The organism is Acetivibrio mesophilus, from assembly GCF_004102745.1.
Lineage (GTDB): Bacteria > Bacillota > Clostridia > Acetivibrionales > Acetivibrionaceae > Hungateiclostridium > Hungateiclostridium mesophilum.
Map to the genome: position 1 here is coordinate 20414 of NZ_RLII01000003.1, position 25916 is coordinate 46329.

General features: G+C 37.8%; 23 protein-coding genes and 3 riboswitches. Of the genes, 1 reads left to right on the forward strand and 22 read right to left on the reverse strand.

Annotation, left to right across the window (positions count from 1 at the left end; all coding sequences use genetic code 11):
- The first annotated feature begins 16 nt into the window (after window positions 1-16).
- The gene (locus EFD62_RS03825) at window positions 17-2683 is read left to right on the forward strand and encodes a DUF4129 domain-containing transglutaminase family protein (protein WP_128705769.1); all 2667 of its coding nucleotides are present in this window, start codon (window positions 17-19) and stop codon (window positions 2681-2683) included.
- A gap of 86 nt (window positions 2684-2769) precedes the next feature.
- Here the strand turns inward: EFD62_RS03825 and EFD62_RS03830 are convergent, their stop codons facing one another.
- The 22 genes from EFD62_RS03830 to EFD62_RS03935 form a co-directional block, all read right to left on the reverse strand.
- Complete coding sequence (locus tag EFD62_RS03830) at window positions 2770-2964, reverse strand: PspC domain-containing protein (RefSeq protein WP_069193436.1); 195 nt, start codon at window positions 2962-2964, stop codon at window positions 2770-2772.
- A gap of 143 nt (window positions 2965-3107) precedes the next feature.
- Complete coding sequence (locus EFD62_RS03835; RefSeq protein ID WP_069193435.1) at window positions 3108-4346, reverse strand: serine hydroxymethyltransferase; 1239 nt, start codon at window positions 4344-4346, stop codon at window positions 3108-3110.
- Window positions 4347-4497: 151 nt separating this feature from the next.
- Window positions 4498-4583, reverse strand: a riboswitch (glycine riboswitch).
- A gap of 3 nt (window positions 4584-4586) precedes the next feature.
- Window positions 4587-4668: riboswitch (glycine riboswitch) on the reverse strand.
- A gap of 267 nt (window positions 4669-4935) precedes the next feature.
- Window positions 4936-7539, reverse strand: coding sequence for a PLAT/LH2 domain-containing protein (locus EFD62_RS03840; protein WP_069193434.1), 2604 nt, complete (start codon window positions 7537-7539; stop codon window positions 4936-4938).
- A gap of 27 nt (window positions 7540-7566) precedes the next feature.
- Window positions 7567-8094, reverse strand: a complete 528-nt coding sequence (locus EFD62_RS03845) for a YegP family protein (protein WP_069193433.1) — start codon at window positions 8092-8094, stop codon at window positions 7567-7569.
- A 214-nt stretch (window positions 8095-8308) separates the two neighbouring features.
- Window positions 8309-9289 carry an AIR synthase family protein gene (locus EFD62_RS03850; protein ID WP_069193432.1) on the reverse strand — a complete coding sequence of 327 codons (981 nt, stop codon included), beginning with the start codon at window positions 9287-9289 and terminating at the stop codon, window positions 8309-8311.
- A 164-nt stretch (window positions 9290-9453) separates the two neighbouring features.
- A complete protein-coding gene (locus EFD62_RS03855) occupies window positions 9454-10137 on the reverse strand; it encodes a DUF2225 domain-containing protein (RefSeq protein ID WP_069193431.1) in 684 nt (227 codons plus the stop codon).
- A gap of 26 nt (window positions 10138-10163) precedes the next feature.
- Window positions 10164-11549 carry a VanW family protein gene (locus EFD62_RS03860; RefSeq protein ID WP_069196232.1) on the reverse strand — a complete coding sequence of 462 codons (1386 nt, stop codon included), beginning with the start codon at window positions 11547-11549 and terminating at the stop codon, window positions 10164-10166.
- Between the two features lie 122 nt (window positions 11550-11671).
- The gene (gene thiI, locus EFD62_RS03865) at window positions 11672-12850 is read right to left on the reverse strand and encodes a tRNA uracil 4-sulfurtransferase ThiI (RefSeq protein ID WP_069193430.1); all 1179 of its coding nucleotides are present in this window, start codon (window positions 12848-12850) and stop codon (window positions 11672-11674) included.
- A complete protein-coding gene (locus EFD62_RS03870; protein WP_069193429.1) occupies window positions 12847-14010 on the reverse strand; it encodes a cysteine desulfurase family protein in 1164 nt (387 codons plus the stop codon). Before EFD62_RS03870 ends, thiI begins: the two co-directional genes overlap by 4 nt.
- 197 nt (window positions 14011-14207) lie before the next feature.
- Window positions 14208-14870, reverse strand: coding sequence for a PilZ domain-containing protein (locus tag EFD62_RS03875; RefSeq protein WP_069193428.1), 663 nt, complete (start codon window positions 14868-14870; stop codon window positions 14208-14210).
- A 405-nt stretch (window positions 14871-15275) separates the two neighbouring features.
- A riboswitch (cyclic di-GMP riboswitch) is annotated at window positions 15276-15373 on the forward strand.
- 76 nt (window positions 15374-15449) lie between these two features.
- Window positions 15450-16205, reverse strand: a complete 756-nt coding sequence (gene recO, locus EFD62_RS03880; RefSeq protein ID WP_069193427.1) for a DNA repair protein RecO — start codon at window positions 16203-16205, stop codon at window positions 15450-15452.
- A 15-nt stretch (window positions 16206-16220) separates the two neighbouring features.
- Entirely contained in the window at window positions 16221-16364 is a 144-nt protein-coding gene (locus EFD62_RS03885) for a YqzL family protein (RefSeq protein ID WP_083225089.1), read from the reverse strand.
- A gap of 149 nt (window positions 16365-16513) precedes the next feature.
- Window positions 16514-17407, reverse strand: coding sequence for a GTPase Era (gene era, locus EFD62_RS03890; protein WP_069193426.1), 894 nt, complete (start codon window positions 17405-17407; stop codon window positions 16514-16516).
- A 24-nt stretch (window positions 17408-17431) separates the two neighbouring features.
- Complete coding sequence (cdd, locus tag EFD62_RS03895) at window positions 17432-17818, reverse strand: cytidine deaminase (RefSeq protein ID WP_069193425.1); 387 nt, start codon at window positions 17816-17818, stop codon at window positions 17432-17434.
- Between the two features lie 129 nt (window positions 17819-17947).
- Window positions 17948-18439, reverse strand: a complete 492-nt coding sequence (gene ybeY, locus EFD62_RS03900; protein WP_069193424.1) for an rRNA maturation RNase YbeY — start codon at window positions 18437-18439, stop codon at window positions 17948-17950.
- A gap of 77 nt (window positions 18440-18516) precedes the next feature.
- A complete protein-coding gene (locus EFD62_RS03905) occupies window positions 18517-20727 on the reverse strand; it encodes an HD family phosphohydrolase (protein ID WP_128705770.1) in 2211 nt (736 codons plus the stop codon).
- Between the two features lie 41 nt (window positions 20728-20768).
- Window positions 20769-21746, reverse strand: a complete 978-nt coding sequence (locus tag EFD62_RS03910) for a PhoH family protein (protein WP_083225088.1) — start codon at window positions 21744-21746, stop codon at window positions 20769-20771.
- Window positions 21747-22943: a sporulation protein YqfD gene (gene yqfD / locus EFD62_RS03915; protein ID WP_128705771.1), complete on the reverse strand. Its 1197-nt coding sequence runs from the start codon at window positions 22941-22943 to the stop codon at window positions 21747-21749.
- Between the two features lie 15 nt (window positions 22944-22958).
- Window positions 22959-23276, reverse strand: a complete 318-nt coding sequence (yqfC, locus tag EFD62_RS03920; RefSeq protein ID WP_069193421.1) for a sporulation protein YqfC — start codon at window positions 23274-23276, stop codon at window positions 22959-22961.
- Window positions 23277-23364: 88 nt separating this feature from the next.
- Window positions 23365-24309: a delta-lactam-biosynthetic de-N-acetylase gene (gene pdaA / locus EFD62_RS03925; protein ID WP_128705772.1), complete on the reverse strand. Its 945-nt coding sequence runs from the start codon at window positions 24307-24309 to the stop codon at window positions 23365-23367.
- 165 nt (window positions 24310-24474) lie between these two features.
- Window positions 24475-25176: a DUF881 domain-containing protein gene (locus EFD62_RS03930; protein WP_069193419.1), complete on the reverse strand. Its 702-nt coding sequence runs from the start codon at window positions 25174-25176 to the stop codon at window positions 24475-24477.
- Window positions 25176-25889 carry a DUF881 domain-containing protein gene (locus tag EFD62_RS03935; RefSeq protein WP_069193418.1) on the reverse strand — a complete coding sequence of 238 codons (714 nt, stop codon included), beginning with the start codon at window positions 25887-25889 and terminating at the stop codon, window positions 25176-25178. Before EFD62_RS03935 ends, EFD62_RS03930 begins: the two co-directional genes overlap by 1 nt.
- Between the last annotated feature and the right edge of the window lie 27 nt (window positions 25890-25916).

The window sequence follows — 25916 nt, forward strand, 5'->3', positions numbered from 1 at the left end:
TGAGGCGATATAGAATATGGATTCAAAAAGATTTCTCGATTATTTTGCCGGTTTTGTCCTGGCAGTTCTAATGAGTTTTAGCCTGGTTTATCCCCTTACTACAACCCTTAGTTTTCCTTATTCGTATTTACATATCTTGGGGCTTGTAACTATTATTCTTTTTATATGCTCGATACTGTTTATAAACAGGTCTGTCTCAAAAATTTCCGTACCGCTTGCAATATCTTCTCTGGCAGCGGGAACTATATTCTTAGCTGTCAAAGGAGATTTGGAATATATTATCCAACCCTTTGGCTGGCTTATTAAATATATTAACGACGAGGCTATACTTCCGGGCAACTACTATCCTTTTTTCATCACCATCGTCCTCGCTCTGACTTTGAGCCTGTTTGTATTTATCTTTACTATGAATAAATTCAACTTTATAATTATTGCTTTGGTCGGAATCATAATTTACGTATCCCAGTGGATGCTGGATTTCTTCATGGCTTCTGCCTATATATCCTTTTACACCTTCGTTGTATCAATACTTGCCTACTACTTCATGCATATATACAAAAAAAAGTGCTTAGAAAGCTCAAATAATGATTTTGCCAGCCCTTCAGGTTTTATACTCGGAATCGTACCCTTATGCGTTCTGATTGTCTTTCTGACAAATTCAATACCTGTAAGATCAAAGCCTATTGAATGGAAATGGATGGACGATAAGATAAACAACTTTTACAACCGTATAGGATTAGGGGTAAACAGCAGAAACGCCAAGGGCTTTGACGCAGATTACTTTTCCTTTTATTCTTCGGGGTTTGGAAATGACGATAATTTAGGCGGAAATATAGTACCCAATAATATAGAGATAATGGATGTCACGACCGATCGCAGCATTTACTTAAGAGGACGCGCATGTGATTTATACTCGGGAAGCACTTGGACCAGTACGGAATTAATCAATAGTTCTCTAAGCAGTTTGAGCAAAATGAGTCTTGATATTACAGAAATGAAAACGGGCTTGCCTTTTCTTGCTGACAGAATAGACCCAGACAACAATATATTCAAGTTCTCGGAGACTGATGAAATTATTCCCGACATTATTTCAAAGCATAATGTAAAAGTAAAGTATGAAAATATAAGAACCAAATCTCTTTTTGTACCACTTAAATCAGAGAACTTTTACTTTCCATCCAACATAGCTGACGAAGTAATAATAGACCAAGAAGGCATATTTACCTCCAATAAATTTCTAAATAAGAACTTCACCTATTCCTTTGACAGCTATAGTCTGAATACAGCCAGCGAAAGCTTCAACAACCTTCTAAGGCAAAGTACTCGCGGCCTGTACGGCATTGAGCTAAACGCACTGACCGATGAAGCCTATGAATATTTCTATAATAGATATTTAAAGGATCTGTTGGACGAAGCAGAAAGTGCGTACAATTCGGATCATGAGATATTGAATAGATATTCAGTTGAATTTTCAGTAAAAAATATAATAAGGAATACGCCAGACAATAGGACTTTAATAGACCTATTAAATGAATACCTAGTTAGTGTTTTAATAGATGAATATAATCTGGACAGCATTTTTGGTGGGGAAAATCTGAATTTCTATATCCTAATGAGCCTTAGCGAATTTAATGATTCAGAATATCTAAAAAAACTGGATCAGCTAAAATCTTTAAACTCTAATTCTGGATATATTTACAACACTTATCTGAAGGTGCCTTATGAGCTTCCTCAAAGAGTAAAAGACCTTGCTGTTTCAATAACCGACAGTGAAACCAATAATTTTGATAGGGCAAAAGCAATTGAGAAATATCTTTCAGCAAACTACAGCTATACACTGACTCCGGGAGACACACCAGCTGACAGGGATTTTGTGGATTACTTTTTGTTTGAGAAAAAAGAGGGCTATTGTGTGTATTTTGCCTCTTCCATGGTTATCCTTGCACGCAGTATAGGACTTCCGGCCCGCTATGTTGAGGGATTTGTTCTTCCCACCAAATCAAATGAAGGTGTTTACGAGATTACAAATCAACAGGCTCATGCCTGGCCGGAGATTTACTTTGAGGGATTCGGATGGGTTGCTTTTGAACCAACCCCTGTCTATCATCAGGATTCGTTTTACAGCTTCGGCGGATTCAGACACAACACAAGCGGAATGAATCCCCAAGCAACTACCGGTCTTCAAAATCAGAATAATGATGACGGCAACAAGCCCGACATGGTTCCCCAACCTGTCGAAAGCCAAAATCCATTTTTCAACACCCTCTTAATTATAGCCATTGTAATTGGGCTCTTAGTTTTCCTTATTCTGATTATCGTCGGCATCAATAAAATTAGAAGAAAACACAAACTTAAGTCTATCTTAAATATGCCGCCCAAAGAAGCAGTAATCAAATTATACGAAATATACCTAAATCACCTTCTATACCAATACATGCCTGTGCGTCCAGGAGAGACCCCCCTTGAATACGCCAAAAGGCTCGACGATTATGGGTATTTTTCACCGAAAAGATTTATTGATGTTGCTACTATATTCGTAAAAGCCAGATACAGCCAGAATGAAGTAACTGAAACAGACATGTCTAATGTATTAGAGTTTTATGAACCCACAGTTTCAAAAACACGAAGCAGCATGGGGAAAATAAAATATTTCTTATTGGCCCATATCCTTGGAAGGATATAAAAATTCAAGAGACTATAGAGACTGATTTATAGCCTCTATAGTCTCAAAACTTAGTTTGCGCAATAGCAATCCCTATACTATTGCCTTTAAAAGAACGACCTTTTGGGCACTATAAGCATTGCAACAATATAAATAATAATACCGGCAACAAATCCTGTCAAAACAGTGGCTATTACCGTAATAAGCCTTATAAGAGTTGAATCAATCTCAAAATATTCGGCTATTCCTCCGCAAACTCCGCCAACAACTTTATCTGAATTTGAAAGATACATTTTCTTCATAGAAGATCCCCTCCCTAATGTTTATCATTGTAATAAACCAATAGCTTATTATTATAATACGTTATATAGTACGTAAAAACATTCCTTTTGTCTGAAAAAAAGACACCGGCGATTTTCCCCGGTGCCTTCTTATTAGTATGGCTTTATTCATACAAAGGGTATTTTTCACATAGAATCTTAACCCTTTCCTTAACCGCCTCTTTTGAATTCTCATAATCCGTAATAGTGAGATTAATAAGATCTGCTATCTCAACCATATCCTCTTCCTTCATTCCCCTTGCCGTAACAGCTGGTGTACCAATCCTGATACCGCTGGTTACAAACGGACTTTCAGGATCAAAAGGAATTCCATTTTTATTAACGGTAATGTAAACCTCATCAAGAATATTTTGAACGTACTTGCCTGTAAGACCCTTATTCCTTAAATCAACCAGCATAAGATGATTGTCCGTTCCTCCAGATACAAGGTCAACACCTTTTTCCATCAAAGAGTTGGCAAGAGTGCTTGCATTTTTTACTATCTGATTCTGATATTGTTTGAATTCATCGGTCAATATTTCTCCGAAACTTACCGCTTTTGCTGCAATAACATGCATCAACGGACCACCCTGTATTCCTGGGAAAACAGCCTTATCGATCATTTTCGCATACTCATTGCTGCACAATATCATTCCGCCTCTTGGACCTCTTAAAGTCTTGTGAGTGGTAGTAGTAACAAAATGCGCATGAGGAACAGGATTTGGATGGAGTCCTGCTGCAACAAGTCCGGCTATATGCGCAATATCCACCATCAAATACGCGCCAACTTCATCTGCAATATCTCTAAAAGCTTTAAAATCTATTACCCTTGGGTATGCACTGGCACCTGCCACAATAAGTTTGGGCTTGTGTTCCTTTGCAATTCTTCTCACTTCATCATAGTCTATCCGACAATCTTCCTGACTTACTCCATAGGATACAACATTATAATACTTTCCTGACATATTGACAGGGCTTCCATGACTCAAATGTCCACCATGGGAAAGGTTCATTCCAAGAACAGTATCACCGGGATTTAGCAATGCAAAAAACACAGCCATGTTTGCCTGAGCCCCTGAATGAGGCTGTACATTTGCATGTTCAGCACCGAATATTTTTTTTGCCCGTTCAATAGCAAGATTTTCAACAATGTCAACATACTCGCAGCCGCCGTAATACCTTTTTCCCGGGTATCCTTCAGCATATTTATTGGTCAGCGGCGTACCCATTGCTTCTATTACCGCTTTACTGACGAAATTTTCAGATGCAATAAGTTCTATCTTATTTCTCTGACGATTAATCTCCAATTCGATTGCTTTTGCAACCTCAGGATCAATTTTTGATATTTCTTTCAAGCTATACATAAAAAACCTCCTATTTATAAAGGGAACATAATATTCCGGTTAGTATGAACTAAAGTACTAGAAAAAAGTCAAATCCAAAGGATTTGACCTCCGAAAAGACTGGCAGAAAGCGAGTACTAAACTATATAAGCCATAAAAAATAAAAACACTTCTCTGTCCTTTTGCCTGAGAGATTTCTGAAAGTTCCATGCAGAACTCTTCATTTGCCCCTTCGGCGCCTTTACGGTCTCTCCAGAGGTGCGTCCGGCCATGGTCACAAACCTGAAAGTATGACTCCTTCGGTGCATTGAAACGCCTCCAATGACTCTCCCATGACAATCATCCGCATTATTCACTTAACCAATAAAATTATATTAATAATTACCTACTATGTCAACAATTATTTTTGACAAGTCACGGCTAATGCATGAATATTACCTCTTATGTTTTATTTAAACATATCATATAGTATTCTAGTCTGCTAGACAAAACAAAAGCTGGAATAGACCTCAATTTCCAGCCTATTCCAGTTAATTTCAAAAAATATTCAAAATTTACTTTCAGATTAATTTTTCATCATGATTTAGCTGTGTATATCAAATCTATATATTTACTTTTTATTCCAATAACCACTTGAGATAACAATGCGATCTTCTGATGACTTCAGCTTCCGGTCAATATTTTCCTCATAACAAAGAACTTCTCCTCCCGCTGAATCACTTATTTTTATCCATTCTACCTTCCAATCGTCGCTTCCTTTTTTAAAAAATTCGAAGGATTTGATGGAAGACTTTTTAACGCAAATACGCAGATCAACATTGAAAGTATCAATATCTCCCCTTTCAAAATCATTGTGCCAAGCCGTATTAAGATAAGCCTTGTATTTGTCGTTGCTATACGGGTTCGAAGGATCACTGTCATCAAATTTTATCTCCATATACACATTGTCATCGGTTCCGGACCACAAATCATTACTTGTTTTGATCACTACCTGAAGGTAGCGGATGCCTGAGTTACTTTCCGATTTTAAGAAATTATCCATGAGGGTTCTATCAAAAGGGATAAGACTCCATTTTGATGTAATATTTCGGTTAAATTTCTGATGAGCCATACATATTCCGGTTCTACTATCGCATACAGTTATATATGCAGGCTTCCAATCGCTTCCCCCTTCTTTTTTTATGTAAAAATTCTTAATTTCATTATAATCTACAGGGTTGCGAATTTGAAAGTAATATGTGTCGAGATCTCCCATTTCAAAATCATTGTAAGATTCTTTATCGAGCAACTGTTCCACATTTCTATGAGTTGTCTCCATTTTAAATATAACATCTCCGTCCGTTCCCGAACCGAAGTCACTACTAGTTCTGATAGTAACCATAAGCCCCGATATGGTATTTATTCTAGTAGATCCATCCTGTAATTGGCAGTATGCATCCTCAAGATGACCTAATATACCTATTTTAATGGTTTTTCCAACAGACAGTTTAATATTGGATGCTTTTGCAAGCATAATACCGGTTCTTACATCAATTACATATATATTCTCTGCTATCCATTGATCATTGCCTGCAAGACGAAGCGTAAAAGCCTCTATACTTGATATAGGTACCACCGATGGCAAAATATAATCCACATGCTCACAACCACCCGGCTTTTCCAGCCCATCCTTTCTCCTGTTCAGTTGTACTTCATAGCCCTTATCTGCTGTTTCTGTCTTATTACTTCTTGTTTTTAAACCAAAGAATATCTTGCTTTTAGTACCTGCGTCTGATGTCTTTGCAGTTGTAGCAACAATCTTAATCTCATGTAATGACCACTGTAAGGTGTGTTCCTGAAGCCTAATCTCATCTTTCTTGTATTCATCCTGGCCTTCCTTTCGCTCCTCATAATACCTGTCAATAATCTTGTTAATGTTGTCAGTTCCGAGAAGGCATAGTTTTCCCATGTTCAAGCACCGCTTAAATACTGGAAACGGCTGATCAAAGCAATCCTTCTTTCTCCAGAACTTGTTCCACTCCTTCTCCAATGTTTTCTGAAGATCATTCAAACCCAACGAAAGGAAAAGCTTTGCAGGATGAATAAAATGGTCTTTAATGCTTTCAATGGCCTCATCATAGTCATCTATATATTTTGGTTCTCTGCGGGTTATATATGCCGCAATGGGACGAACGTAGGGAAGAAGTATTTTGTCCTCGATACACTCTTCAACCAATTCACCTATCTCATCAAAGATAGGAATTGATATATCAAGACCAGAAATTGCATCTACCACTGAAGAAGCAAATTCCCATGCATTTCTATCACCTTCCGCATTGCACAAATAATTTGCTAGCAAATTAATAAAATCCGCTTTATAGTCAGACCATGCAGTTGATAGACCTTTGTCGATCATTCTCTGCGTAAATTCGCCCCAAATCTTCAACCACTTCTCTATATATTCTTCTCTTTCAGTGATATCACTGAGAGATACCGATCCCCCTTCTGCATTTTTTTCAAGCAACCGCTCATAGTAGTATACAAAACGACCTAAAAAGTTGAATTTATTTATTTCTTCCAGCTTTGCACCATTTTCCATCTTCAATACATTTGTTTCCTCTATCGCACCACGCGTTGCAAAGCAGGTACGAAGGAAGCTTATAGGGATATCAATACGGAAATCATCCTTAGGATTGTCATAGCCTATCAAATTATCTAGATAAGTTTCTATTGCAAGATGTATAATGATAATTCTAATTTTTTCGAATATGGGATTATTAAGACTGACTTTTCTCCAATCATCAACCGAATCTATGATGTTGGAGATTTCAGGGAAAGGACCGCCAGCATAATCATTTACATAATCATGAGTAAACATATCGCCCGCATAATGTATCATATATCCAAGATAAAAAGCCAAGGCCTCATTAAACTCGCTATCCCCCGGGGAGTAGGTTAAAAGCTTCTCTTGCATATAGGACAGCCATTTGCCGGAATTTTTCGGATGTATCCAACTCTGCCCTTCAAAAATATCGGGAAAGAAATCCGGCCCTACTGAACCACCACGAAAATATGTAGGGCAATTTTTTATAGCTCTATAAAACATATCCGGTATTTTGTAGCTCTTTTTTACCTTCTTTCCACCCTCGTACTCTTCAAGTAAAAGGTACCCATTATTTTTTATCAACTCATCTCGAAGCAGATTTGCTGACAATATATGCCCTTTTGATTTCATATTTCCACCCCCATTTATTAAGTTTTTTTATTTGTCAAACTCCATTAGTCTTGCAAAGAAATTGCTTTTAATTCCATCATTTTTATTAAACCAGAATTCTTCGTTTTCCCATTGCCTAAAGCCATTTCTATCCGATTCGCGTTTATTGGCATCTAAGCTGTATAGTGAATCAATCACCTTCGAATCCAGTGGTATACTTTTTGCACTTGTTGATTTCCGATTATCTAGGGAGATCCCCCTTTTTTGAAACAATTGCTTGACCGTTTCGATTTCCTCCTCGCATTGCTCACGACTGGCAAATCCTACACTACTTGCTAGCAGTATTCCATTCCGAGCATACACGCTAAAATAATACCGATTATTTGTCTCGTATACCAGTACCGAACCTTTTTTGTCAGCAAGAGCACTTTTCAAAGTCAAAATACCCTTAGTAGCACTTCGACGACTCTTATACGAATCTGACTCCATAACCAACTGTCCCTCCTGTGTATGAATCGTAAAATAGTATCTAGCTAGGGTTCTTTCTTCTCTTACAACTCCAACCCAATAGCTCATAATGCCTCCTTTCCGCCTTCTCGGCAAATTAGGTACGATTAGAATATAATTTCATACTCTGAGATAACGAAAAAATTTGATTTGATAGTGTTTTCATAATATGAGAATAGTAAGTTGATTTTTCATTATCTCTTAGCAACTTTATTACTTCACCAAAAAGCACTATTTTAAGATGTTATATAATTATATTCTATTGCTTTTGTGCATCACCCAGTCAAACTTTGTACAACTCATCTGAGCCCGGTTCACAAATATCAATAGCCTCATTATTTTCATAAACCAGCTTTTTTTCCAAGCCAGCAGTTATCTCCCCTATGATAGCTGCCTCTATGCCATTATTCTCAAGCTCTTTTACAAGTTCCCGGCCATTTTTACAGGTTATTATCATGCAGCCGCTTGATATGAGCTTCAAAGGATCAATTCCATACACTTTGCAGATTTTCTGCGTCTCATCTTTGACGGGGACTTTGCTTTTATATACCACCGCTCCGGTTTCCGAAGCCTCCGTCACCTCCCAGACAGCTCCTAGTATGCCGCCCTCGGTCACGTCGTGCATAGAATTTACACCGAATAATCCTGCTATAATTCCTTCCTTAAGTACACTTACATCATCGATAAAGGCTTTAGCCCTTTCCACCACTTCCGTTCCAATTATGTCCACCAGTTCTTTTTCTCTGTCATGGGCTATAATAGCTGTCCCTTCAATACCCGCAGCCTTGGTAACAATAATATCGTCTCCGGGCTTTGCCCCCGATGTAGTAACCAGCTTGTCCTTTAATACCTTTCCTACGGCAGTACTGATTATTACCATCCTGTTTACGGCAGCAGTTATCTCCGTATGACCCCCAATAATATCAACATTTAAAGAATTGGCAGTATTGATTATCTGGGTCATCACATTTTCAATATCCTTTTCTTTCGTGCCGTCCGGTGCGAGAATTGTCATAAGAAGACCTAACGGCTCGGCCCCGCACGAAGCAACATCATTGCAGGATACGTGCACAGCAAGACGGCCGACCTCACTAATCGCCCCTGTAATAGGATCGGAGGACAGGACACAAACATCCTTGCCGAAATCTACAGCACAGCAATCCTCCCCTATCTTTGGCCTTATAAGTATCTCTTTTCTATTTGCCTTAATCTTATTTATTATTAGCTCCGTTAATACACTGTTCGGAACTTTACCTATGTCCATATTTACCTCCGCTGCAACTCCATCGCCAAGTTAACCTGTATATTAGTACTAAAGGTTGTACACTTTACCCAGGCTAATTCCACGTAAAAAATTTATGTATGTTTATATTACTATATCATAGTTGCAAATAAATATAAAGAATTAATTTAGCAAAAATGAAACTCTTATGCTTTTTCCTTTCCTTCTTTTGCTTCCTTTGCCAAATGAAACTGCTCCCTGGTATTATCGATCAGCACTTTATTTGATCTAGCCTCAGGAGAACTTATTATCTTGCTGAACCAGACTATCGCATCATCATAATTACCCACACGCCGGTTAAGCTCTGCAATCATATACATACATGTATATTGATCAAGCTTTCCTACTGGAAATGGTTCATTTTCATAGGTTTCACAGTAGTACCTCAAAGCGTGCTTTAAGAATTTTATCTCCCGCTCATCCTTTTTTATTCTATAGAGCCATGCTATTCTTAAGCATACTTTTGCGTATTCAATCGGTTTTGCACTGGTCTTGCAAAGGTTATAAAGGGCAAGTTTAAAAGCTTCTATGGCTTTTTCAATATCCCTTTCCCCACAGAAGCTTCTAGTTTTCCAATATTTCGAAATATTTTCTTTTATTCTCTTTGCATCAATCAGTGAAATATTCTCAAATCTTTCTTGCTGCGCTGCATAACCACAGTATTCACAGACCCACACATCATAAAAAATCGGATTTACACTTTGGTAATAAACGCAAAAATCCGAATCCCTGGAGGCAACAACACAATCCTTTGATTTTACCTTTGTAACCTCAATTTTTTGCTGACATACAGGACATACTACACTTTTGTTATACAATGAATCAAGCATTAATGCATCCCTCTTTTTTATATGGTTTAATCCCGGCCTTCTGTATTGCTCTTGTCACTTGGTCCTATTCTTTTGCGGCCTTGTATCGGTTTGTAAATATCTTCGGATATTTTTTCACTTTCAATTAGTTTATTATTTTCATAGGTTTCCCTGTAGACCTCCACTTTCAATCCTTGCACCGATTCTCTTTCAATTTCCACTGTTCCCGCAGGCAACTCGTTATCCACAATTATCTCATCCGCCGGAGGAGACATACGCTCTTTAACAACAGATTTCAGCCTTACATCATGATTTGAAATGCTTTTTGCTCCAATCAGTTTAATAATTATTTTGTTGCCAACAACCGACGCACTTATAAGGCAGGCACGGTCAGAGCTATTCTTGAATTTGAAGTCAATATATCCTTCCGATATTGTTGCATCCTGACCGGGTTCCACATACCCTAAGGGCATTGAATGCTTCACCCTCTCAACTACATCGAGCTTTGCCTTGAGTACCGCAACGTACAGCGTCGTTGTAACCTGACACACACCACCTCCGACCCCTTCGATCAAACGGCCTTTAACTATGACAGGTGCATCTTTATATCCATTTTCTTTTGTTCTTGTCCCCAAAGAAGCGTCCATCGAAAATACCTCTCCAGGAAGCAATATTTTATTATTGATTCTTTCGCATGCAAGTCGAATATTATGACTTCTATTAACATTAGATGAATTGAAAACAGTAGAAAAAGAGGAAATAACCTCCTCAATATGGGAAATATCCTTGTACATAATTTTTGGGTAAACCTTTTTGACTTCAAGTTCTACAGATGAGAAATCTCTTCTTAATAATCTATTTTCTAACAAATTGACATTTTTGTCAACATCCATAAATCGGCCAATATTCTCTTTATCAAATATAATATTGCCATTTTTATATGTTACCGTCGCATTCTTTTCATTTTCGTCGACTTGCTTTTTGATACTGGTAATATATTCCTCAAGTCGAGATTTCGAAAAGACGATTTCGGCAAGCACATTCTTTTTATTAGACTTCAAGTCTCTTATAGTTCCAAGTCTTTTTAAAACGCTACCCTCTCTTCCGATTGAATAGGCTCTTTCTATTGCCTCATCCACAAGAAAGCTATAGGAGATATCCGAAAGTCGAATCTTCCATGACATTTCTTCATGATTTAGCAAAAGACTGTTCCCATAAACAATCTTCGTAAGCCTTTCTTCTACAAGCTCCCTTGCCTGTTCAATACTAAGCCCCGAGACATCAATTCCTTCAATGGCAACGCCATCGTAAAAGGTGTCCCTGTTTAAGATTATCACAATTCGGATTGAAACAGCTGCAATTATTAGCAATAAAACGCTTGCCACAATGATCAAAACTTTATATTTGCTTTCTGATAAAAATTTAAGCAACATATCCATACCTTCTATGTCCATTGATTATTTTTAAACTCAATTGACCATCCCACTATATAGATATTGTTGCTTATTAATATAATATTACATACATATTTAATTTTATTTTTTCAATTTATACTTTAATCCTTGGTTATTGTCAAAACCTCAGTATTTTCCACAGCTTTATTTATCAATTCTTCAATGTCCAGCTTGCTTTCGGAAAGCAATATTTTGTCAAGCTTTGGCTTTGTGGAAGGGTGTTTTGCGACAAAAACCGTGCAGCAATCTTCATAAGGCAAAATCGATGTTTCAAAGGTGCCGATTTTTCTAGCAATATCTATAACCTCGTTTTTATCCATACCTATCAGGGGCCTAAAAACCGGGAGACTTACCACAGCATTTGTAACTGCAAGGCTTTCTATTGTCTGGCTTGCAACCTGTCCGACACTCTCTCCGGTAACCAAGGCTAGAGCCCCGGTTTTTTTGGCAATCATTTCTGCTATTTGCATCATCACTCTTCTCATGATTATTGTCAATTCTTCGTGGGGACACTTCTCATTTATCTCCAGCTGAATATCAGTAAAGGGAACAATATGAAGATTAATTTTGTAGCAATATGAAGCAAGAATTTTTGCCAGTTCAATAACCTTTTCCTTTGCTCTCTCACTGGTGTAAGGATAGCTGTAAAAATGCACTGCCTCTATCTCTACACCTCTTTTTGCTATCATCCAACCGGCCACCGGGCTGTCAATACCTCCCGACAGCAAAAGCATTGACTTTCCATTGCTGCCAATGGGCATTCCACAAACTGCCGGTATTATCTCCGAGTAAATATATGTGAACTCTCTTACTTCCACATACAAAATGAAATCAGGCTTTTTCACATCAACACTAAGTTCGGGAACATTGCTTAAAATGTGTCCTCCCAATTCCCTGCTTATTTCGGGTGAATCCATAGGAAATCGCTTATTTCCCCTCTTTGTCTCAACTTTAAAGGTTTTATAGCCTTCTCGTTTTATAAGGTCCTTTACCATTCTTAATGAATACTCTTTTATGCTTTCAAAACTCGAATCTATCTTCCAAACCGGACTTACGGAAACAATTCCGAAAACCTTTGATAGCAGGCTCAGGGCCTCATCAAAATCATAATTTTCTTCCTCGGGCTCAATATATATCCTCGCTTGGGATTTGATGATAGACACCTTGCCCAACTTATGAATGGCCCTTTTTATATTGCTGATAAGCTTGTTCTCAAATACTGGCCTGTTCAAACCTTTCAAAAGAATTTCTCCATATCTTACCAAAATTACCTTCTTCATCTTCTTCCTCCACGCTTTATTCTTATTTTCGGCAAAATATCTTTTATAGCCTCCACTGTCCTTATTATATCCTCTTGTGTATTAAAGGCCGAAAAACTGAATCTAATCGCTCCCTCAATTATTTCAGGCTTGATTCCCATTGCCCTTAGCACATGGCTTAGAACCTGCTTTCTAGAAGAGCAGGCCGCCCCTGTCGACACAAATATATTCTTTGTTTCCAAATGGTGCAGCAGTACCTCGGCACGGACATTGGGAAAAGATACATTCAGGATATAAGGTGATGACCCTTCGGGAGATATTATGACCGCATCCTCAACTTCTTTTTTCAGCATGTCTAAAAGCATATTTTTTAAATTCTCGCAATGCACCGCACTTTCTTCTATGCTCCTAAAGGTTATATCAACCGCTGCCCCAAAACCGCAGATTCCCGAAACATTTTCGGTACCGGATCTCAGTTGGCTCTCCTGCCCTCCGCCAAAGATAATCGGTTTTAATTTTATGTCCCGTTTAGCGTATAAAGCACCAACACCCTTTGGTCCGTGAATCTTATGAGAGCTCATGGTCAAAATATCAATACCCTCTTTTTGGGGAGCAATTTTTATTTTTCCATAGGCCTGAACTGCATCAACATGCAGTACTATATCCCTGTTTATACTGTTCTTAATCTTTGCAATCTCATTAATGGGCTGAACTGCACCCGTCTCATTATTAATGTAAATCACGCTTATCAAAGCAGTCTCTTCATTTATTTTTTCCCTTATATCATCAACAAGCACTACACCGTTTTTGTCAACATCTATAAAATCAACATCATATCCACATTGGGATAGATTATTAAAAACCTCCATAACCGAGGGATGCTCGATCTTTGTTGTCATAATATGCTTTCCCTTGCGAGGATTTGCATAAAGGTATCCTGCCACAGCAAGATTATTGGCTTCGGTTCCGCCGGATGTAAAATAAATCTCATCCCTTGATACTCCCAAAGATTTTGCAATAATCCCTCTCGCATTTTTTACCATTCTTTCGGCTTCAATTCCTTTTATATGAAGAGAAGAGGGATTGCCGTAAACATTACTGCTTATATGATTCACAAACTCAATAACCTCATCATATGGCTTTGTAGTAGCACTGTTGTCAAGATAAATTTCCCTATCCATTTTTATTCCTTTCTTATAGTCTCCTCATTATTTACTTGTATTCCATAAGCCAAGCTAAGACTTACACTTTAGAATATTCTAACATACAATATATAGTTTAACCAATAAAATATGCAATTTTAAAGGAAATATTAAAAAAACTGCATATAAAAAAAGTCCTTCCGTAAATCCAGAAAGACTAATTCCTCTTAAAAAAATTATCTATAATCAGAATCGAGCCATTTTAAGTAGTGATAAAGGCACTTTAGATTGGTCTCCGATATACCCCTTATTTCAACACCGTATTCATAATAGTCGCCCAGCTTGTTTTTCCTTACTACTGCTCCACTGAAAACAAGCTTGTTCGTCCTGTCAAGTATAACTTCCACCTCAAGTACATCTTCCATTGTAAGCTGATCATTGCAATTAATCTTTATACCGCCGGAGCTCATGTTTTTCACAACTGCAAAAACAAGCTTAGAGGAGCCGCATACCCTGATATTTGCCATAAGACTAACATAAAACCTCTCGTGCTTCCTCAAATCCTTTAATTTTTCAGCTTTGTTTATCCGGACATTAATAATCAGAGGATCTATATTATAGACATGGTCAATACTTCCGTCCATCACATAAAGCTCATTGGTGTTGGAATAGTTTATGACAAGGTGATCGCCGGGGAAGAAAAGGGTCTCCTTTACACTATCCTTTGCTTCCACCTTTATGGTATCGTCATTTTTTTCAATAACTTCGGCGTTTATGTACTCAAACATTTTAAAATGCTTTATGTCAACTCCAGAGCCAAGCTTAATGACTTTTGTATGATTTCCGATTCCTAAGACATTAAATAGTCCAGTACCCCCATCCAGGTTATACTTTGTCATATCTCCACTCCTTCCGAGTTGAATTACAAATATCAATAATAACTACATGCAAAAATAAATATTCCAATTTCAGACTTATGATATATATCGGTTTACGTCCATTCTTGCCCCAAGTATTGATCTAAAGAAATAAAATCGTTTAGAATGTTATGCTCCACAGTTTACCAAAACTATCAAAACATCTGGGAAAAACACTAATAGAAAAATCTACACGCTTTAATTATATCATTAATTACTTTCAAATTACAGTATATTATTTAATTTTTTATTAATAGTAATATTTTATAAGAAAATCATAATAAAATACTAAGTAACCTCTTTATTTTTTTAAATTACTGTGTTATAATAAATATATAATTCAATATTTCCTCCCGAAATAGGTATAAGGAGATATAAACTGTGACTTATGAAACAGGGCAAAATCACTGAAAGGTGATGACGCAAAGCCTTGGGTCTAACGTTTTAAGCTAATGTTTTAAAACTATGATTGCCAGGCTGCCATTAAAAGTTCTGTTTATACTCTTTAAAATATATTAAAGGAAATAGGTCATAAAATATTTCCTTATACCGCCCTTTTTTTTAGCACTTTACACCATTAATATTCTTGATAAAATCTAACTTGTTGTAATTCTTCTCCAGTCTGTCCCTCATATATCTTCGCGACACTCTGCCAAGTTCATCCAGTACATTCTCCGATACCTCAAAACTGAATAAATTGTTCATTTTACTGTACACTATATAGTTCAGTGCTTTTGCAGCACCTTCGGAAATCCTTATTGCTCCTTTATCCTTTGCCAGACAACCGCCACATAAAAAGCCACACTTTAAGAAGCTGAAATACATACTGTCAAAAAGAGTGCTGCCGCACTCTGTGCACCCGCTTACCCATGGCGCATATCCAATTATTGAAAGGAGTCTGAACTCAAATATTCTTACGATTTGCAGCGGTGACTTATCCGTCTTTGTAAGCATATACAATGAATTTAAAAAAAGCTGCAACAACCTGGTTGCAGGCTGATTTTCAAAAATGACATCATTTACCATTTCCATCATGTGGGCAGCATATGTCAATCTCTCAAGATCGCTTCGGATGTCATAGAAAGGCTCAATGACATCACAGCTAGTAACTGAATACATATCCTTACCTTTGAAAAGCACAAACTCGCTATAGCACAATAACTGCGTCCCTGCAACCAAGTGACTTTTCGGTCTCCTTGCGCCTTTTGCCGAAGCAGATATCTTGCCCTTGTTTTTAGAAAATATCGTTACTATCCTGTCAGCTTCTCCGGTATTAACTTCTTTTATAACTATTCCTGTAGTTTTTAAGTAGCTCATGCCTGTCCTATCCCTTTAATGATGAGTACTTGCAACCTCATCCCTTGCTAACTCAGTCTCATTTGCAGCTTTGGTTTTTGCTTCTATCTCCTTCAAAAACATATATGTTGTGATATCTCCGGTACTTTCAAAAGCCTTCCACGCAAACTCTTTTAACATAAATGCATTCCCCCTTATTATTTCTTAATAATAATTAGGTTACACTAAAAATTTAATTGTATACTTGAAAATTTATCATATGCTCTTTTACCCGGGAACTACAGTTATGTAACAGCTTTAAGGCTGTTTTACACAAGAGTTTCAGGCGTCTATTTATTATACCCTAACATCTTTAGCATAAACTCATTATTTCGCCAATCCGGTTTTACTTTAACCCAGAGCTCCAAAAATACCTTTGTACCAAAAAGTCTTTCTATCTCTATTCTTGAGAGGCTACCTATGCTCTTTAGCATCTTTCCTGATTTGCCAATAACGATCCCTTTATGGCTACCCTTTTCGCAGTAGATATTGGCCTGAATATCTAAAATATCCTTGTCTTCCCTTTTCCTAAACATTATAACCTCTACACCTACACCATGAGGCACTTCATCGCTCAAAAGCTCAAGAATCTTCTCTCTTATCAGCTCTGCAGCTATTACTTTTTCAGGCTGGTCGGTTATCATATCCTCGGGAAAATATTTGGGACCCTCCGGCAAGATCTTCTTGATTTCTTTTTTTACAATTTCCACACTTTCATCTTCAAGAGCAGAAATAGGAATAATCTGAGAAAAATCCATAAGTTCCTTATAGGCTGATATCGCAGGTAGTATAAGGTCTTTTTCCACAAGGTCAATTTTATTTATCAAGCAGAATACAGGCGTCCTTACCTTCTTAAGCTGCTCTATAATAAATAAATCTCCCGGACCCGGCTCCGTATCAGTTACTTCAACCAAAAACAACACCAGATCAACCTCATTTAAGGAATCTTTTGCGATATTGACCATATAATCTCCCAGTTTTGTTTTTGGTTTATGTATACCGGGAGTATCAATATATATTATTTGGTAATCATCTCCTGTATCTATTGCCCTTATTGAGTTTCTGGTTGTCTGGGGCTTGTCTGACATAATTGCAATTTTTTCTCCAGTAAACTTGTTCAACAAAGTCGACTTACCTACATTGGGCCTGCCCACTATGGAGACAAAGCCTGATTTAAAAGCCATATGCAAAACCTCCGGTCAAAATAATTAAAACTTTAAAAAAGCATTCGGCAAAAGCTCTCCAAGCCTAAATACCTTGAATTCGCCATTTCTATTGCCGCATATTACTCTGGTATCATCAGCACCGAATTCAGCAAGCACCTGCCTGCATATACCACAAGGAAAAGTGTAATCATCGCTGTCACTCGATATGGCAACAGCCATTATTTTTCGTTCACCCTCCGATACCGCCTTAAAAACAGCTGTTCTCTCCGCACAGATAGTGGCACCAAAGCTTGCATTTTCCACATTCACTCCTGCGAAAGTTTTACCGCTTTCGGTAAGAACAGCAGCACCAACCCTGAAATTTGAATATGGGGAATATGAGTTCTCTTTAATATTTTCGGCTATAGTGAGAAGCTTTCTGTCATCCATTTTTCCGCCCCCAAAATATATATTTAAAATATTCATTTCGATTTTCATATTAATCCCGGTTTTAATTTTATCGGCTATATCTTATAAACTAATTACCAAAATTCAAAACAATATTTCTATTTTTATAGCCTATTTATGCCTCTCCAGGTTTAAGATTTTAAGGATGGTATCCTGCTTGTCAAACATTTTTTTCTCCCTTTCCGCTCTGTCGTGGTCATAACCTAAAAGGTGGAAAACACCGTGGGTTAGCAGAAATATTAACTCCCTTTCAAAGGAATGCCCATATTCTATGGATTGCTCTTTTGCCTTTTCCAGCGAAATCAATATATCTCCCAGAATAATTCGTCCTTCGTCCATATCAAAATCGCCCTGACTTGATTTTACCACTCCTTCATACATATCTACAATAGGAAAAGACAAAACATCCGTGGGTTTGTCAATATTTCTTTGTTCAGTGTTGACCTCTCTTATTTTTTCATTGTCCATAAGAATTATACTTATTTCGTAGGGATGTTCAAACTTTTCATGTTCAAGACATGTTTTTACGGCCTTTTCCATAAGCTCAAGAATTTCATCTGAAACTTCAATCTTATCCTGTATATTTTCAATGAATATTTCCATATATTTTCTCCTTTAGCTTCTCCTACTCTTTTACACCTTTTCTTCAAGAGTCTTTCCAAATTTTTCTTTACAAATACTTATTCCAAAGACTGTGATGCCAGATTTTCCCGTTCAGACATATCTTCACTATGAATGTCCTCAATAGCGTCTGCCTTTCTCCTAACCTCCGGATACTCTTCTCTCGCGTGAAAGACCCCGCTAAAGACTTTCATAAACGCCTTTGCTATATTATCAAGGTCCTTTAGTGTAAGACTACAATGGTCAAGCTGTCCATCATCCAGTTTGTCCTTGATTATCTTTCTAATAAGTCCCTCAATCTTTCCTTCCGTTTTGTCGGTCATAGACCTTACAGCAGCCTCAACAGAGTCTGCCATCATAACCACTGCAGCCTCTTTTGTTGTGGGTTTTATCCCATCGTATCTGAAATTTTCCTCTTCAACATTCTCGGATTTTTCAGCCATTTTTGCCTTATGATAAAAATATGCCACAAGAGTGGTTCCATGATGCTGCAAAATTATATCCCTTATAGGAAGGGGTATTTTGTGTTTTTTTGCCATTTCGTTGCCATCATGGATATGCGAGGTAATAACAAGAGCACTTAAGTTTGCAGTCATCTTGTCATGGGGATTACCGTTCATTTGATTCTCAATAAAGAAGTTGGGCCTTTTAAGCTTTCCGATATCGTGAAAATAAGCTCCAACTCTTGCAAGCAGGGCATTTCCTCCGATAGCTTCGGTACCGGCCTCCGCAAGGTTGCCCACCATAAGACTGTGATGATATGTTCCCGGTGCTTCCATAAGCAGCCTTTTTAATAGTGGCTGATTGGGATTGGCAAACTCTAATAGCCTTAGGGGTGTAATTATGTTAAACGTACTTTCAAGAAACGGTAACAATCCAATTGTAATTACCATTGACATTATTCCGTTTACAAACACCAAGGTGCATTCCCTAAGTACCGTTTCCCAGCCGCTCTTATATATAATATCTATGGCAGCCACTAAAAGCACATTAATTACCGAAACAACAGTTCCAGCCAGAGAGAGCCGATTTCTTTGATTTGCCTTTGATACTATGAAGGCAGAAAAGGTCCCGGATATAAGAGCCATATAGATAAACTTAAAATCGTAGTTTATCATTAAGGATATTGCCATGGTCAAAACAACATTAACTACGATGGCAAGCCTTAAATCAAGCAAAATAGAAATAAGCATTGTAGCTATGAATATAGGTATAATCAAAGGGGAATACTCATGAACCCATCTTGCGATAAAAAGCATCATGAGAATAACAACGGACAGCAATATTAAATCGCTTCTGTTGTAATATACTTTTTTGCAGAAGTTGTGCATATACAAAATCAGCAGCAAGGACAAAAGAAGGAGTATAACCAGTATTCCTCCTGCAAAAGAAAAATCGAACCTGCTCTTTGTCTCAAGAAGATTCAGATCTTCCAGCACTCTAAGCTTGTCCTCTGTTACTATATCACCGGCACTTAAAATCCTCTGCCCCTTTTTAATTGTCTCAACATTCCCGGGATCGTTATAGGCCGCAGTTCTCTTTGTCTTTGTAAGTTCATTATCAATAGCCCTATTGGGCTTTAGTATAAAATCCGAAACTGAAAGGGCAACATTTTTCAGCTCATATTTGATTTCACTGTTAAAAATGCCGTCCTTCAGCTCATTTACCATCTCTTTGAGATTGTCCTCAGTTATATCCTTCCTCATTATGTCACTGACATGACTGCGAATCAAAACCTCAAAACTCTTTATATCTTCTTCATTTGCCTTTGATATAAGATAATCAATCTGGGCATCCTCAAGTTTAATACCAAGCTCACCAATGCCCTCCACAAATACCGCCTTTGTCTCATTAAACACATTTGAAGAAAGTTCTTCATATCGGCGGCTGCCAGAGTATGCGTCAATTGAGGAAATCCCCGACTCATAGGACTTTTGGGCTTCATTAATCAGCAAAAACAACTTATCAATGCTATTTATTACTTCTATAGGTGCATTCGGTATTTCCTTTATAACCGGCAAAACTTCCGAAGCTGCCTTTCTTGCATTCTCCTCAGTCTTTATAGTATTTACTATATCTCTCGGAGAAAGGATGTCATATCCCGATACTGCTCCTAATAAAACTCTGTATTTTCTCGGAGTCGCACCGTTTAAGACCATAAGAAATGCAAGAATAATTGTCACAACAGCAATAAAAATTCTCTGAATGCGCTTATTCTTAAAAAATATTTTTTTACTGCCGTTATTGCTTCTATTCTTGTCTTTTGTCATAATAATTGCTCTCCTCCAATTAAGAAGCTGCATAAATCCTTTTAATTGTGTTCCTTCTTGCCCTTATCATATCTTTCATATGCTTGGATAATCCTCTGAACCAACTCGTGCCTTACCACATCCCTGTCGGACAATTGAACAAAAGAGATACCCTTTACATCCTTTAATACCTTCATGACCTCTTTTAGCCCCGATTTTTTGTCCCCCGGAAGGTCTATCTGGGTAATATCCCCGGTAATAACAGCCTTTGATCCAAAGCCTATTCGTGTAAGAAACATCTTCATTTGCTCCGGGGTGGTATTTTGGGCCTCATCAAGTATAATGAACGAATCATCCAACGTCCTACCTCTCATGTATGCAAGGGGTGCAACCTCTATCATACCCTTTTCAAGGTATTTGTGATAGGTGTCAGCTCCCATCATTTCATAAAGGGCGTCATAGAGCGGCCGCAAATACGGATCAACCTTGTTTTGCAAATCTCCCGGCAGAAATCCCAGTTTTTCCCCCGCTTCAACTGCCGGCCTTGTAAGGACTATCCGGTTTACTTCCTTGTTTCTAAAAGCAGTAACTGCCATAGCCACAGCAAGAAAGGTCTTCCCCGTACCTGCCGGGCCTATTCCAAATACTATATCATTTTCTTTTATTGCATCTACATATATTTTCTGTCCATGGGTCTTTGATTTTATCTGTCGGCCTCTTGCGGTAAGGCAAATGCAATCCGCCAAAAAACCTTTAACCTTATCCAACTGGTTTTCATCGGCCAACTGAACTAAATAACTCACATTCTGCTTGGATATAATATCTCCCTGCGCCGCCATGCTGATAAGCCTCTGAAGAACCGTCTGAGCTTTATACACTCCGTCACTATAACCAACAACTCTTATTTCGTTATCTCTTGAAATAATCTTTACATTAAAAGCATCCTCAATTATATTTATATTTTCGTCAAAATTCCCAAAAAGGTTCATAGCATGTTCTATTCTGTCAAACTCCAAAGATACTTCTACAAGACTTTCCAATCATTCTCCTCCATTCTCTTTTGCAACTCCAATATCCTCCAAACATTCTATAATAACATCCGCTACAAATTCGCCGTTTTCATTCTCAATAAATTCAATTCTTCTATTAACCACCTCGGCACCTTCCGGAATATTTCTTGCAGCTTTCTTATATGCAATGTTTGCAGCATTCTCCTTTGCATCTTCAAAGGAAACATCGGCCTCAACCGAATCATTTTCATAATACCTTTCAATGGTGAGCCCGAAGGGCAAAACAAGTTCTTCACCTATTGAAAGACTTTTTTTAATTTCCACCTTTTCAAAATCACTAAAACTTGCCTCTTTATGAAATAATTCAATCTCTTTCGAAAACAGAACTAAAGTTAGATTGTCCTTTTTCCTTCCAGTCCTTACTTTCTCAACAACTTTAAGTTCCACCGGATGCTCGCCCTCATACCATGTCCTGGCAAGCACCTCTCCCATTGCATGCACTTTTCTCGGGCTGTCTTCCGCCCCCTTTATAGGTATACTTCCCGATACAAGAAGCTGCCCTTTCCTAACGGTCTCTCCCTCCTTGACTTGTGCCTGACCAGCCTTGACAACAATCGACTTAATCACACCATCTTTTTTTGCCACAATATCGCAAGGCTCGTTCAAAGGTATAATCGGAGGACGCTTAACACCTTCAGCAACTTCTACTTTTATTTTTGTCCCCTTTAGCAGCACATTTACATAAGAAAGCCCGTCTATGTCCAAAATTATAGTATTTGCAATTTCCTCGGGGTTTATCTTGTATTTGAATACTCCGGGCTTAACTCCTTGCTGCGTAAGGCTTTTTAGAATAATGTCCGTTTCAATTTTCTCATTTCCAATAACCTCAATACTCCAAACAAAGGATGTCATTATATAAAATAGCACAATAAACACCGCTGCACCAAGTAAAAAAGTTTTCCTGCGCCGGTACCTGTTTAGCAAAAAAGGCAAACCTCTTTTATTTAGTATTTTTACTCTGCAACCTGTCTTTTTTGCAATGGGCCGTAGCCTTTTAAAACCTTGGATACTGATTTTTAGTGTCATTTTGCTATTCTTATTTCTTTTGATATCCCATAGTAGAATTTGCCTTCTAGTACATATATTTACAAATTTCTCTAGGAAATATCCTTCAATAAATATAATAACATATCCTCTTATATAATTCCATAACCTAAATAACAACATTTATATTCCCCCGAGCTACTTTAAAAATTCCAAGGAAAGAATTTCTCCATCTATCATAAGATCCTCGGATGTAATTTCCTTAATAACCAAGCTATCCCCCGCAACCCTTATAATTCCTTTCCCGGTATTTACCCTTATTCTGTTATTGTCATATTCAATAATTCCCTTATAGTTTTCTACAATCAGATTTTTATTGCCAAACATTGTTATTTTAGGCAGATCCAATACAATCTCCTTCGGGAGTTCCAGTAATTCTGCCATTTTCTCCTTAAGATTTATTTTCTGCTCCTCTTCCTTGCGTTTTTTGGCTGATTTCGTTCTTTTTTCGGGCATAAATCTTCTCCTTCAAAACACATTTTTCACCAGTATTAAATTTATGCTTTAAGGAATGTATTAATTCCGATGCCCAAATCCCTCAAATTTAATTTGAGTTGTTAGGCACAAGGTCATTTACATCCCCAAACTCAAATCCCTTCTCCCTCGCTCCTTTAATGATCATATCAAGGGCATCGGCATTATCCTTTGACACCGCATGCAAAAGCAACACAGCACCATTGTGGAGATTATCCATAACCTTATTGTAAGCATATTGCGGCCCTCTTATTTTGTCCCTGTGCCAATCATCATAAGCGAAACTCCAGAATAGGTTGGTATAGCCCAATTTCTGCGTTATGGCAAGGGTTCTTTCACTGTATTCACCTTTTGGTGGTCTTAAAAATTTCATATTGATACCGAATTTTTCATGAAAGGCTCTGTCAAGTCCTAAGATTTCCTCCTCCAGTTCTTTATCCTGAAGGCTCGGAAGACTGGGGTGATGTATCGTATGATTTCCTACCACATGACCTTCTTCCACCATTCTCCTCACCAGGTCCTGATGCTCATTTAGGTAAGGTCCTGTTATGAAGAATACAGCTTTCACATTGTTATCCCTCAAAACATCAAGAATCTTTGGAGTATATCCATTTTCATATCCTTCGTCAAAAGTAAGGTATATCACCTTTTGGGATGTATCGCCCAGATAAGCAGCTCCATATTTTGATAAAAGCTCCGGTGTCCCGGGATCTGCGTCCGGTATTTTATCGTATCCCCTTCTTGCTATACCCCAGCGAAGAACCTTGTTGTTGTATCCGCTGACAGGAAGCACTTCTGCAAATACATCCTCATATTCTTCATAAGGTACCTCGTCTATCAGCCCGTCGCTTAACATGCCGGTAACCTCCATACTGAAATCCAGATTATCCAGGCTCACCGAGTATACTCCGCCCATATCCGGAAGTTCCAATTTTTCCTCTCCTCTTCCTGCCAAAAAGCTAATTGTCAAAAGTAAAACTGCAGCAATCGATATAGCAATTACTCCTTTTTTCATTGTACAAGCCTCCCTATAAAAACAGTCGAGGCCTTAAATAGTGTACTTGAAAATATAGTACAAAATTTAAGGCCTACAATATTTATATATAGGATTCATTAAAAAAATAACCTGTTCTTTATTTCAAAGAAAATTTATTGAATTTTTATAGGCAGGCTTTTCAAATCACAATGGATTAAGCAAGTTGTATTTTAACACCGATCCGTCATCTCTGACCTTTGGTATTGTAATCCTATCCACTTTGTTCACGCTGATTTTGTACCCAAAGCTGTCTCGAAAAATCTCTATTATTCCTCCCAGCATATTTAGCGCATAGTCGAGCTTTTCGGGCTCCGCAATGGCCTTTATAATATAAGGAGGATATATCTGTCTTCCGTTTATAACCATATAGGGATCTGTATATCTGATTTCCGTCATGGCCACAATACGTTCGCCATTTATTGATATAGCCTGTGCTTCCGCTGCCCTAAGCTCGTTAATAAGCTTCAGCAAATCAATATCATAGACAGTCTCATAATCGAGGTCTCCATCGTCTAAAGTTATCTCTATGCCGGGACCTTCAACATCAACCAAACCGGCAAGCATCCTTGCCCTTGTGAGCTGCTCTCTTATACCGTCTTCAATCTTCTTATTGTTTCCCGCTGCATCAATATACTCCGACACCTGGGCTGCCAATTCCTGATTTCTGGCTCGTAAATTCTCATTATTCTTTTTTTCTTCCAACAGTTCCTTCTGCAGATCGTATAAGTTTTTCGTCTGACTGGCCGACACCTTTTTGTTGCTTTCAATGCTCTTATACTGCCAAGACAGCATGATACCCAGAATAATACATATTATGGTAATAGATATATTTCTTGAAAACCTCATTATTCAACTACCTCCAGACCGTCAACTAAATTATTAATATCTCCGCTATACTTTGGTATTACTATATCTTTGGCTATCCGAACTTCAAACTTTTTGTCAAACATTTGGAAATTGTTGGCGATAGGGCTGTTTACCAGTGCTTCGTACAACTTTTTTGGATTGCCTATAGCCTTTATTTCGTAAGGAACCGGATACCTGTTTCTGTTTATACGCACCGTAGGTCCGGCACAAATTATTTCACTTGTAGATATTATTCTCTCATTATTAACCGATATAGCCTGCGCTCCTGCATTCTTCAGCTCATTTAAAACCTCCACTATTTCAACGTCATGCACAACATAATTCTCAATTCTTCCCCCCATCTGCTGGGACGCATCTGCCATATATACAATCACTCCATTGCCCAATACATCAGTAAGTCCTGCCGCAATCTTCAAACTTTCCCACTCTCCGGCAAGTTCGTTGTCATTTTTTCTTTCCATAAACATCTTAATGTATTCATCCTGCTTTTTTATGTTTTGGTCGATTTCTTCTCTAAGTTTACTCCCTATAACCTTTTCAGTATTTATTTCATTCTGGAGGTTCTCAATCTGATAAGCAATAGAAGGCTTATTCTTCTTAGAGTTCAAAACACTTCTAAACTGGACTGATAAAAGTATTCCAAAAACCATGAATAAAATTGCTAAAATATAGCTTTTATCATTTTTGTTCATAACCCAGCTTCCTTTTCTTCGTAGTAA